Here is a 10,208-nt window from a genome sequence, read left to right as displayed (position 1 = left end):
CAGAACAGCGCCATGCCTCACTCCTCCTGATCCACACACCAGTGAATCAGGAAAACCATCACCCCTCAAGAGGCTGATTGAGTTTGAACCCTAGCGACGCGGCAATCCAGTGCCGGGTCGCATGACGCTCTGGATTGCTTCGCTCCGCTCGCAATGACGGCGGAAGTGCAGAGGGGGGGCGTAAACGGCCCCCTTTTTTATTTCTATCTGTCCGCCAAGCTGCCCTCACCCTTCCGGCGCTGACGCGCCTCCCTCCCTCTCCCGGCGGGAGAGGGAAGGGGCCCACCCGCGTCAGCGGGTGGGAAGGGTGAGGGTAGGGGTTGACGTCCGCCAGAGCAGGGCAGACACCGCCCCCAACATGCCCGATATCCTCAACGCCTATCGCCGCCTGATCGAAGCCCAGGAACTCCGCCCCGATCCCGAACAGGCCGCCGCCGCCGCGCGACTTGAACAGCTCGCGATAGAGCTGGAAACCCCGCGCAAGACCGGCCTCTTCGCCCGCCTGACCGGTAAGGGCGCGCCCGCGCCGAAGGGCGTCTATCTCTGGGGCGATGTCGGGCGCGGCAAGTCGATGCTGATGGACCTGTTCTTCGATCATGTGGCGGTCGAGGCCAAGCGCCGCGTGCACTTCGCCGAGTTCATGCTGGAGGTCCACGCCCGCATCGTCACCGAGCGCGCCAAGCAGGCGGGCGACCCGATCGCCCCCGTCGCCGCCGCGCTGGCCGAGGAAACGCGGCTGCTGGCCTTCGACGAGATGATGGTCACCAACAGCCCCGATGCGATGATCCTGTCACGGCTGTTCACCGCGCTGATCGAGAGTGGCGTGACGATCGTCACCACCTCCAACCGGCCGCCCAAGGACCTCTATAAGAACGGCCTCAACCGCGAGCATTTCCTGCCCTTCATCGCGCTGATCGAGGCGCGGCTGGACGTGCTGGCGCTCAACGGCCCCACCGATTACCGACGCGACCGGCTGGGGCGGCTGGACACCTGGCTGGTGCCCAATGGGCCGAAGGCGACGATGACGCTGTCCGCGGCCTTCTTCCGTCTGACCGACTATCCGGTCGAGGATGCCGCGCATGTACCGTCGGAGGACCTGAAGGTCGGTGGGCGCGTGCTGCATGTCCCCAAGGCGCTGAAGGGCGTCGCGGTTTTCTCGTTCAAGCGGCTGTGCGGCGAGGCGCGCGGCGCGGCGGACTATCTAGCAGTCGCGCGGCGTTTCCACACCGTCATCCTGGTCGGCATCCCCAAGCTGGGGCCGGAGAATCGCAACGAGGCGGCGCGCTTCGTCCAGCTGATCGACGCGCTCTACGAACACAAGGTCAAGCTGCTCGCCGCAGCCGATGCGCAGCCCGCCGAACTCTATGAAACCGGCGACGGGCGGTTCGAGTTCGAACGCACGATCAGCCGATTGGAAGAGATGCGTTCGGAGGAATATCTGGCTCAGGGTCATGGCTCGGATAACGGGCCAATGGCCGCTTAATGCACTTGCGAACCATTATCGTTTAAAATCTTAAACTCTGTGGATTAACGGTTGCCCCGACGCCCATATGGGCGTAGGCCGCGTGACCAATCACGTACGTCCACTACGGAGTAGGATTGGAATGGCTCGCAAGAAGATCGCGCTGATCGGCGCCGGCAATATCGGCGGCACGTTGGCGCACCTCGCCGCGCTCAAGGGGCTGGGCGACATCGTCCTGTTCGACGTCGTCGAGGGTGTGCCCCAGGGCAAGGCGCTCGACCTGTCGCAGTGCGGCCCGGTCGAAGGCTTCGACGCGAATATCAAGGGTTCCAACGACTACGCCGATATCGCGGGCGCCGATGTCATCATCGTCACCGCCGGTGTCGCGCGCAAGCCCGGCATGAGCCGCGACGACCTGCTCGGCATCAACCTGAAGGTGATGAAGGCGGTCGGCGAGGGCATCCGCGACAACGCGCCCGACGCGTTCGTGATCTGCATCACCAACCCGCTCGACGCGATGGTCTGGGCGCTGCGTGAATTCTCGGGTCTGCCCGCGAACAAGGTCGTCGGCATGGCGGGCGTGCTCGACTCGGCGCGCTTCAGCCACTTCCTCGCCGAGGAGTTCGGCGTGTCGGTGAAGGACGTGAACACCTTCGTGCTCGGCGGCCACGGCGACACCATGGTCCCGGTCCTGGAATATTCGACCGTCAGCGGCATCCCGGTCAGCGACCTGATCGAGATGGGCTTCTCGACCAAGGAAAAGGTCGACGAGATCGTCAAGCGCACCCGCGGCGGCGGCGGCGAGATCGTCGCGCTGCTCAAGACCGGCTCGGCTTACTATGCGCCCGCCACCAGCGGCATCGCGATGGCCGAGGCGTATCTCTACGACCAGAAGCGCATCCTGCCGGCCGCTGCGCACCTGTCGGGTGAGTACGGCATCGACAACCTCTATGTCGGCGTGCCCGTCGTGATCGGCGCGAACGGCGTCGAGAAGGTCGTCGAGGTCAAGCTGTCGGACGAGGCAAAGGCCAACCTCCAGGTCTCGGTCGACGCGGTCAAGGAACTGCTCGTCGCCTGCAAGGGCATCGACGAGTCGCTGGCGTAAGATTGCGTCTTGAGTTTCCTTGTGTCCCCGCGAAGGCGGGGACCCAGTACTGGGCTTCCGCCTTCGCGGGAGCACAAGGGAGCCAGGGATGACCAAGGTCGGCTACGTCTACATCATGGCGAGCCGACTGAACGGAACGATCTATATCGGCGTCACGAGCGATCTGGCGAAGCGGGCCTATCAACACCGCAACGCCCTGATCGACGGGTTCACCAAGAAATACGGTTGCAGATATCTGGTCTGGTATGAGGCTCATGACGAACTGGACAGTGCGCGGCTTCGCGAACGCCAGCTCAAGAAGTGGAACCGAGACTGGAAGCTGCGGCTGATCGAAGAGAAAAATCCGGATTGGCTCGACCTGTACGAGTCATTGTTTTGAGCGATCGCGCTCCCGTGACTGCGGAAGCCCAGAATTGGGTCCCCGCCTTCGCGGGGACACAAGGGAGTTGGGAGCTACAATGAGCATCCTCGTCAACAAGAACACCAAGGTCATCACCCAGGGCATGACGGGTGAAACCGGCACGTTCCATACCCAGCAGGCGCTGGCGTACGGCACGCAGATGGTCGGCGGCGTGACCCCGGGCAAGGGCGGCACCGAGCATATCGGTCTGCCGGTCTTCAACACCGTCGCCGAAGCCAAGTCGAAGACGGGCGCCGACGCGAGCGTGATCTACGTTCCGCCGCCCTTCGCGGCCGACTCGATCCTGGAAGCGATCGACGCCGAAATCCCGCTGATCGTCGCGATCACCGAAGGCATTCCGGTCCTCGACATGGTCAAGGTGAAGCGTGCCCTGTCGGGTTCGAAGTCGCGCCTGATCGGTCCGAACTGCCCGGGCGTGCTGACGCCGGGCGAGTGCAAGATCGGCATCATGCCGGGTTCGATCTTCAAGAAGGGCTCGGTCGGCGTCGTGTCGCGCTCGGGCACGCTGACCTATGAAGCGGTGTTCCAGACCTCGAACGCCGGTCTTGGTCAGACGACCGCGGTCGGCATCGGCGGCGACCCCGTCAACGGCACCAACTTCATCGACGTGCTCGAGCTGTTCCTGGCCGACGACGAAACTCAGTCGATCATCATGATCGGCGAAATCGGCGGCTCGGCGGAAGAGGAAGCCGCGCAGTTCCTGCGGGACGAAGCCAAGCGCGGCCGTTCGAAGCCGATGGCGGGCTTCATCGCGGGCCGCACCGCGCCTCCGGGTCGTCGTATGGGCCATGCCGGTGCGATCGTGTCGGGCGGCCAGGGCGGCGCCGAGGACAAGATCGCGGCGATGGAAGCGGCCGGGATCAAGGTCGCGGCTTCGCCGTCGGAACTCGGCTCGACGCTGCTGTCGGTGCTGAACAAGTAAGGCGTATCGCGTCACCCCGGCACACCCGCCGGGGTCCGTGGCGGCAGGCGGGCCGCTCGCGGCTGCGGACCCCAGGCGGATGTGCCGGGGTGGCGATGAGTTGATAAGACGGGCGGTCGAGGAAGCGTCTCATGGGCTACGAAGGCCAGGAATTCAGCGACATCGCGGCGGGCGTCAGCCCCGCCTTCATCGAAACGCTCTATGCCAAGTATCAGGCCGACCAGTCGTCGGTCGATGCGGGCTGGCGGACCTTCTTCGAGGGTCTGGAGCAGGGCGTGGGCGCCCCCAGCTGGCAGAACAAGCGCTGGCCGCTGACCTCGACCGACGATCTGACGGCGGGCCTCGACCCGACCCAGATGGAACCGGCTCCCAAGCCTGCCAAGGGTGGCAAGCCCGCCCCGGCGGCCGCTGCGGCCGCAGCCCCCTCGACCGCCGACATCGTCAAGGCGGCGGGCGACGCGATCCGCGCGCAGATGCTGATCCGCACCTACCGGGTACGCGGCCATCTTGCTGCCAATCTCGATCCGCTGGGCCTGTCGGGCCTGCGCGAGCTGCCCGAAGACCTGAAGACCGAATATCACGGCTTCACCGACGCCGATCTCGACCGCAAGGTGTATCTGGGCGGCACGATGGGCTTCGAATGGGCGACCGTTCGCGAACTGGTCGACACGTTGCGTAAGAATTACTGCGGCAATGTCGGCCTTGAGTACATGCACATTGCGGACGTGGAGGAGCGCCGCTTCCTCCAGGACCGGATGGAAGGCCAGAACAAGGCGATCGAGTTCACCGTCGATGGCAAGAAGGCCATTCTGAACAAGGTCATCGAGGCCGAGCAGTGGGAAAAGTTCCTCGGCAAGAAGTATGTCGGCACCAAGCGCTTCGGCCTGGACGGCGGCGAGTCGATGATCCCTGCGCTCGAATCGGTCATCAAGTATGGCGGCCAGATGGGCGTGCGCGAGATCGTGTTCGGCATGGCGCATCGCGGCCGTCTGAACGTGCTGGCCAACGTCATGGCCAAGCCGCTGCGCGTGATCTTCCACGAATTCGCCGGTGGTTCGGCCAACCCCGATGACATCGGTGGTTCGGGCGACGTGAAGTATCATCTCGGGACCTCGACCGACCGCGAGTTCGACGGTCACAAGGTCCATATGTCGCTGGTCGCCAACCCCTCGCACCTCGAGGCGGTGAACCCGGTCGTGCTGGGCAAGACCCGCGCGATCCAGACGATCGCCGACGACTTGACCGATCACGCGGCCTCGGTGCCGGTGCTGATCCATGGCGACGCCGCCTTTGCGGGCCAGGGCATCGTCTGGGAGTGCCTCGGCTTCTCCGGCATCCGTGGCTACAACACGGGCGGCTGCGTCCACTTCATCATCAACAACCAGGTGGGCTTCACCACCTCGCCGCAGTTCGCGCGCTCCTCGCCCTATCCGTCGGATGTGGCCAAGGGCGTCCAGGCGCCGGTCTTCCACGTCAACGGCGACGATCCCGAGGCGGTGACCTTCGCCACCAAGATGGCGATCGAGTTCCGCCAGACGTTCCACCGCGACATCGTGATCGACATGTGGTGCTATCGCCGCTTCGGTCATAACGAGGGCGACGAGCCGGGCTTCACCCAGCCGCTGATGTACAACAAGATCCGCTCGCACCCCGGCGTCGCCGAGACCTATGCGAAGCGTCTCGTGTCCGAAGGCGTGGTCGATCAGGCCTGGGTCGACGAGAATATCAAGCAGTACACCACCCGCTGCGAAGGCGAGTTCGAGGCGGGCCAGAGCTACAAGCCCAACAAGGCCGACTGGTTCGCCGGTCGCTGGTCGGGTCTGTCGGCGCCGAAGGAAAGCGACCAGGGTCGCCGCAACGTGGAGACCGGCCTCGACAAGAAGCTGTTCGACGCGATCGGCCGCACGCTGACCACGATCCCGGAAGGCTTGCAGGTCCACAAGACGCTGAACCGCGTGCTTGACGCCAAGCGTCAGATGTTCGCTACGTCCGAGAATTTCGACTGGGCGACCGGCGAGGCTTTGGCCTTCGGTTCGCTGCTGTCGGAAGGATACGGCGTCCGCCTGTCGGGCCAGGACTCGGGTCGCGGCACCTTCTCGCAGCGTCACGCCGTCTGGGTCGACCAGACCGACGAGCATAAGTACGTGCCGCTGAAGACCGTCGAGCATGGCAGCTTCGAAGTGCTGGACAGCCCGCTGTCCGAGTACGGCGTGCTGGGCTTCGAATATGGCTATGCGCTGGCCGATCCGAAGACTTTGGTGCTGTGGGAGGCGCAGTTCGGCGATTTCGTCAACGGCGCGCAGATCATGATCGACCAGTTCATCACGAGCGGCGAGTCCAAGTGGCTGCGCGCCAACGGCCTCGTGATGCTGCTGCCGCATGGTTATGAAGGCCAGGGGCCGGAGCACTCGTCGGCACGTCCCGAGCGCTTCCTCCAGAGCTGCGCCAACGACAATATCCAGGTTGCGAACTGCACCACCCCGGCCAACTATTTCCACCTGTTGCGCCGTCAGATGCACCGTAACTTCCGCAAGCCCCTGGTCGTCTTCACGCCGAAGTCGCTCCTGCGTCACAAGCTGGCGGTGTCGAAGGCCGAGGACTTCCAGGGCGACAGCCACTTCCGCCGCCTGCTGTCGGACACCAACGGTGCCGCCGACGAGGCCACGACGCGACTGGTCCTGTGCACCGGCAAGGTCGCTTACGACCTGATCGAGGCACGCGACGCGGCGGGCGACACGGGCACGCAGATCGTGCGCGTCGAACAGCTCTATCCGTTCCCGAGCGATGCACTCGCCAAGCGGATCGCGCGCATGCCGAACCTGCAGAACGTGGTCTGGGCGCAGGAAGAGCCGAAGAACAACGGTTACTGGTTCTTCGTCGAGCCGCTGATCGAGGAAGCGCTGGCCGAGGCCGGTGCGAGCGTGAAGCGTGCGCGTTATGCCGGTCGTGCGGCGGCGGCATCGCCCGCCACCGGCCTGATGAAGCGCCACACCGCCGAGCAGGGCGCGCTGGTCGCCGATGCGCTGGGCCACAACGTCCGCGACGAAATCCGCCGGACGCGCGCCGAGGGCAGCAACACCACCGCCAAGCCGACGACGCAGGCGGCGGACTGATTACCGAGTTCCCCGGTTCGTGACCGAGCCGGGGAGGGATGAAATCTGGCGCGGGCGTTTTGCCCGCCCGCGTAAGAGCCCCGGTCGATGGACCGGGCGGAGGAAATGGAAATGGCGACTGAAGTTCTGGTCCCGGTACTGGGCGAATCGATCTCCGAAGCGACGCTGGGCGAATGGCTGAAGCAGCCGGGTGACGCGGTGGCGGTCGACGAGCCGATCGCGAGCCTGGAGACCGACAAGGTCTCGGTCGAAGTGCCGTCGCCGGTGGCGGGTGTCATGGGCGAGCATGCCGTGAAGGTCGGCGACACGGTGCAGGTCGGCGCGCTGCTCGCGACCGTCGACGCTGGTGGCGCGGCCCCGGCCAAGACCGAAGCGGCGGCCCCGGCCGTGACCGCGGCCCCGGCTGCTGCTTCGGCTCCTGCCGCTGCGTCTGCTGCCGACGAGTCGAGCGACTCGCCCGCCGCGCTGTCGCCGTCGGTGCGTCGTGCAGTGCTCGAGCATGGCCTCGACCCCGCGACGATCAAGGGCACCGGCAAGGACGGCCGCATCACCAAGGAAGACGTCGCCGCCGCCGCCGCGAACAAGTCGAGCGCCCCGGCCCCGGCCGCTGCTCCTGCCGCTGCGGCTCCGGCCGGTTCGGCCCGCAAGGAAGAGCGCGTAAAAATGACGCGCCTGCGTCAGACGATCGCCAAGCGCCTGAAGGAAGCGCAGAACACCGCCGCGATGCTGACGACGTTCAACGACGTCGACATGACCGCGGTGATCGAGGCGCGCGCCAAGTACAAGGACCTGTTCGAGAAGAAGCACGGCGTCCGCCTGGGCTTCATGGGCTTCTTCGTGAAGGCCGCGACGATGGCGCTGAAGGACATTCCGTCGGTCAACGCCTCGATCGAGGGCGATGAGATCGTCTATCACGACTATGCCGACATCTCGGTCGCCGTCTCGGCCCCGAACGGCCTGGTCGTGCCGGTCATCCGCGATGCGCAGGACCTGACGGTTGCGGGCATCGAAAAGACGATCGGCGACTTCGGCAAGCGCGCCAAGGACGGCACGCTGAAGATGGACGAGATGAAGGGCGGCACCTTCACCATCTCGAACGGCGGCGTGTTCGGCTCGCTGATGTCGACCCCGATCATCAACCCGCCGCAGTCGGCCGTGCTGGGCCTCCACCGTATCGAGGAGCGCCCCGTGGTCGTCGACGGCCAGATCGTCATCCGCCCGATGATGTACCTGGCGCTGTCCTACGACCACCGCATCATCGACGGCCGCGAGGCGGTGACCTTCCTCGTCGCGCTGAAGAACGCGATCCAGGACCCGACCCGCATCCTGATCGACCTCTGATCGCTTTGTGATCTATACGGGCCCTCGAACGGTCGAGGGTCCGTTTTTGCTGTGACAGGCGGGTGCGCCCGCAGGCTGGACCCCGAGAGCCGGGGAACGGGAGAGACAAATGGCTGAGTATGACTATGACGTCCTGGTGATCGGCGCCGGCCCCGGCGGCTATGTCGCGGCGATCCGCGCGGCGCAGCTGGGCCTGAAGACCGCGTGCGCGGAAAGCCGCGAGACGCTGGGCGGCACCTGCCTCAATGTCGGCTGCATCCCGTCCAAGGCGCTGCTCCACGCCTCCGAGCTGTTCGAGGAAGCATCGCATGGTGCCCTCGCTAAGTTCGGTGTCGAGATCGAGGGCGCGAAGCTCAACCTCGACCAGATGCACGCCGAAAAGGCCAAGGCGGTCGGTGAACTGACCGGCGGCATCGAATATCTCTTCAAGAAGAACAAGGTCACCTGGTTGAAGGGCAAGGCCGCGTTCCAGGACTCGAGCACGGTCAAGGTCGGTGACCAGACCGTCACCGCGCGCGACATCGTGATCGCGACCGGCTCGGTCGTGACCCCGCTGCCGGGCGTCGAGATCGACCAGAAAATCGTCGTCGACTCGACCGGCGCGCTGGCGCTGCCCAAGGTGCCGGAGCATCTGGTCGTCATCGGCGGCGGCGTGATCGGGCTGGAACTGGGCTCGGTCTGGCGTCGTCTGGGGGCCAAGGTCACTGTCGTCGAATATCTCGACCAGATCCTGCCGGGCTTCGACGGCGAGGTCCGCAAGGAATCGGCCAAGCTGTTCAAGAAGCAGGGCATGGAGCTGAAGACCTCGACCAAGGTGACCGGCGTCACCGTCGAGGGCGACCGCGCGACCGTCTCGGTCGAACCGGCGGCTGGCGGCGCGGCGGAAACGCTGTCGGCCGATGCCGTGCTGGTCGCGATCGGCCGCAAGCCCAACACCGACGGGCTGAACCTGGAAGCGGCGGGCGTGAAGCTGACCGATCGCGGCCAGGTCGCCATCGACCATGACTTCGCGACCAATGTCGACGGCGTCTGGGCGATCGGCGACGTGGCGCCGGGCCTGATGCTCGCACACAAGGCCGAGGACGAGGGTGTCGCGGTGGCGGAGAACATCGCAGGGCAAACCGGCATCGTGAACCACGACGTCATCCCCAGCGTCGTCTACACCATGCCCGAGATCGCCGGTGTCGGCCTGTCGGAAGAAGCCGCCAAGGAGCGCGGCGAGGTCAAGGTCGGCAAGTTCCCCTTCATGGCGAACAGCCGCGCCAAAACCAACCGCGACACCGACGGCTTCGTGAAGGTGATCGCCGACGCCAAGACCGACCGTGTTCTGGGGGTGTGGATCATCTCCTCGCTCGCCGGCACCATGATCGCGCAGGCCGCGCAGGCAATGGAATTCGGCGCGACGTCGGAAGACATCGCCTATACCTGCCACGCGCACCCCACCCATGCCGAGGCGCTCAAGGAAGCCGCCATGGCGGTGCAGGGCAAGCCGATCCATATCTGATCGGGTTTTACCGGATGACGGAAGGGGCGGGCACTGCGAAGTGCCTGCCCCTTTTTGTTTGGCGGTGCGCGGGAGTAATCTCTAGAACACGTTAGGTGCCGCCCTCTCGCACGGGGAGGTTGCCGCTGGACCGCAATCTCTGAGCGGCTATGCTGCGCCACAAAAGGCACCACGAACCCGGCCTGTTGTCGCTGGACCGCAATCTCTGAGCGGCTATGCTAAGAGCAAGAATGGTATCGTGCCGCCTAGGGTTCAAACTCAATCAGCCTCTTGAGGGGTGATGGTTTTCCTGATTCACTGGTGTGTGGATCAGGAGGAGTGAGGCATGGCGCTGTTCTGG

At 65.3% G+C, this 10,208-nt stretch carries 7 protein-coding genes; all 7 read left to right on the top strand.

Annotated features, from left to right (window positions below):
- Positions 1-358 precede the first annotated feature (358 nt).
- The 7 genes from zapE (at position 359) to lpdA (ending at position 9,868) form a co-directional block, all read left to right on the top strand.
- Positions 359-1,483 (top strand): cell division protein ZapE, encoded by a 1,125-nt coding sequence (gene zapE / locus GGR48_RS17600; protein ID WP_183953143.1) that lies wholly within the window; start codon positions 359-361, stop codon positions 1,481-1,483.
- Positions 1,484-1,604: 121 nt separating this feature from the next.
- Entirely contained in the window at positions 1,605-2,567 is a 963-nt protein-coding gene (mdh, locus tag GGR48_RS17595) for a malate dehydrogenase (protein WP_183953142.1), read from the top strand.
- A gap of 88 nt (positions 2,568-2,655) precedes the next feature.
- The gene (locus tag GGR48_RS17590; RefSeq protein WP_183953141.1) at positions 2,656-2,946 is read left to right on the top strand and encodes a GIY-YIG nuclease family protein; all 291 of its coding nucleotides are present in this window, start codon (positions 2,656-2,658) and stop codon (positions 2,944-2,946) included.
- Positions 2,947-3,025: 79 nt separating this feature from the next.
- Positions 3,026-3,910 carry a succinate--CoA ligase subunit alpha gene (gene sucD / locus GGR48_RS17585; protein ID WP_042484035.1) on the top strand — a complete coding sequence of 295 codons (885 nt, stop codon included), beginning with the start codon at positions 3,026-3,028 and terminating at the stop codon, positions 3,908-3,910.
- A 131-nt stretch (positions 3,911-4,041) separates the two neighbouring features.
- A complete protein-coding gene (locus tag GGR48_RS17580; protein ID WP_183953140.1) occupies positions 4,042-7,023 on the top strand; it encodes a 2-oxoglutarate dehydrogenase E1 component in 2,982 nt (993 codons plus the stop codon).
- Positions 7,024-7,134: 111 nt separating this feature from the next.
- A complete protein-coding gene (gene odhB, locus GGR48_RS17575; RefSeq protein ID WP_183953139.1) occupies positions 7,135-8,364 on the top strand; it encodes a 2-oxoglutarate dehydrogenase complex dihydrolipoyllysine-residue succinyltransferase in 1,230 nt (409 codons plus the stop codon).
- 109 nt (positions 8,365-8,473) lie between these two features.
- Entirely contained in the window at positions 8,474-9,868 is a 1,395-nt protein-coding gene (gene lpdA, locus GGR48_RS17570; protein WP_183953138.1) for a dihydrolipoyl dehydrogenase, read from the top strand.
- The last annotated feature ends 340 nt before the right edge of the window (positions 9,869-10,208 follow it).

The sequence above is a fragment of the Sphingomonas pseudosanguinis genome, from assembly GCF_014196255.1.
Classification (GTDB): Bacteria; Pseudomonadota; Alphaproteobacteria; order Sphingomonadales; family Sphingomonadaceae; genus Sphingomonas; species Sphingomonas pseudosanguinis.
The sequence above is the reverse complement of the archived record's forward strand: the minus strand, read 5'-3'. Positions and strand labels throughout refer to the sequence as shown.

Coding starts and splice junctions, on each gene's coding strand:
- zapE (WP_183953143.1), top strand. CDS start 359: ATGCCCGATATCCTCAACGCCTATCGCCGCCTGATCGAAGCCCAGGAA.
- mdh (WP_183953142.1), top strand. CDS start 1,605: ATGGCTCGCAAGAAGATCGCGCTGATCGGCGCCGGCAATATCGGCGGC.
- GGR48_RS17590 (WP_183953141.1), top strand. CDS start 2,656: ATGACCAAGGTCGGCTACGTCTACATCATGGCGAGCCGACTGAACGGA.
- sucD (WP_042484035.1), top strand. CDS start 3,026: ATGAGCATCCTCGTCAACAAGAACACCAAGGTCATCACCCAGGGCATG.
- GGR48_RS17580 (WP_183953140.1), top strand. CDS start 4,042: ATGGGCTACGAAGGCCAGGAATTCAGCGACATCGCGGCGGGCGTCAGC.
- odhB (WP_183953139.1), top strand. CDS start 7,135: ATGGCGACTGAAGTTCTGGTCCCGGTACTGGGCGAATCGATCTCCGAA.
- lpdA (WP_183953138.1), top strand. CDS start 8,474: ATGGCTGAGTATGACTATGACGTCCTGGTGATCGGCGCCGGCCCCGGC.